The organism is Methanosarcina sp. 2.H.T.1A.6 (assembly GCF_000979455.1).
Lineage (GTDB): Archaea > Halobacteriota > Methanosarcinia > Methanosarcinales > Methanosarcinaceae > Methanosarcina.
Genome location: NZ_JJOY01000018.1, coordinates 1 through 1,624 on the forward strand (window position 1 = coordinate 1; position 1,624 = coordinate 1,624).

Annotated in this window: 1 protein-coding gene; it reads left to right on the top strand. The window is 41.6% G+C overall.

Going from position 1 to position 1,624, the window contains the following annotated elements; genetic code table 11:
- Nucleotides 1-271: 271 nt before the first annotated feature.
- A partial coding sequence (locus EO98_RS17705) for a PQQ-binding-like beta-propeller repeat protein (protein ID WP_082098469.1) occupies nucleotides 272-1,624 on the top strand: 1,353 nt, incomplete at its 3' end.

Sequence of the window (1,624 nt, forward strand, 5' to 3'; positions counted from 1 at the left end):
TACTTCCGAAGAGTCCTATATTTTACAGAGCAATTTTACTTCAATAACGTGGCCTGGTCTGAAAAACACAATCCAAATGCAGTTCCAAGTTTTTGAACATATACCTTGACTGTTTTATTTTTTTATTATGGGACTTTCCCTTCAAAATCTAAAGAGGTACTAATTAATTATGAGAGTTATAACCCCCGAAAATGTTCCCAGGTCCTTCTCGGCATGTCAATAATCATGGGAGTATCGGGGGAATATTTCAGAAATGTGGAGTGAATGAAAGATGAAACGAATATTTCTGATTCTCTGTATCGCTGCACTGCTGTTCATGATTTCTTCAGCGTCAGCAGTTGCAGATTCAACAGTTGCTAACTTTACTGCTAACACCACCAGCGGCACTGCACCATTAACTGTACAATTCACCGACATATCTGCCAATGCAACCAGCTGGGCATGGGACTTCAATCACGACGGCAAGGTCGACAGCACCGAACAGAATCCGGTACATACTTATAGCAAAACCGACACTTACTCGGTCAACCTCAATGTCATGAACGCTGTCAGTAGCGATTCTACCGTGAAGACTGATTATGTCACCGTTGAAGGAACAGGAACCTTTGGACTCGCAGACACGCCTTGGCCTACATTCCAGAGAGATTTCAACAACACAGGTCGGTCACCTTATAAAGGACCACAAACTAACAACAAAATATGGTCCTATACCACCGGGAAATACGTTTACAATTCACCAGTAATCGGGATAGATGGAACCATATACATCGGAAGCATTGACAAAAAAATATATGCTTTGAACCGTGATGGTACCCTCAAATGGACATACACCACTAAAGGTGATATATACGGCGCATCAACAATAGGATCAGATGGAACCATATACAGTACAAGTTATGACGGGAACCTCTATGCTTTGAACTCTGATGGCACTCTCAAATGGTCCTATCCTACAAGAAATATATACGGATCACCTGCAATTGGAAAAAATGGAACTATATATATTGGAAGTTACAACTGTAACCTCTATGCTTTGAACTCTGATGGTACTCTCAAATGGACATACAAAACCGATTCCAACATTTACAATTCTCCAGCAATCGGGAAAGACGGTACCATATACTTTGGAAGCTACAATACAAATCTCTATGCCTTGAACCCTGACGGAAGCCTCAAATGGTCCTACAACATCGGAGGCACTAGTCAAAGTTCGCCAACAATTGGATCAGACGGGACAATCTACATAGGAAGCCATGACAAAAAAGTATATGCTTTGAACTCTGATGGAACCCTTAAATGGACGTACACTACTGGAAATAGTATTGTCAGTTCCCCTGCGGTTGGATCTGATGGAACTATCTACATCGGAAGCAACGACAAGAAAGTATATGCTTTGAACCCTGATGGAACCCTCAAGTGGTCATACACTACCAGAAATTATATTAGTAGTTCTCCTGCGATCGGATCAGATGGAACCATCTACTTTGGAAGTGGTGACAAAAAAGTATATGCTTTGAATCCTGACGGAACCCTTAAATGGTCCTATACCACTGGAAATGTCATTCAGAGTTCGCCAGCGATCGGATCTGACGGAACTCTCTACATCGGAAGTAACGACTATAAA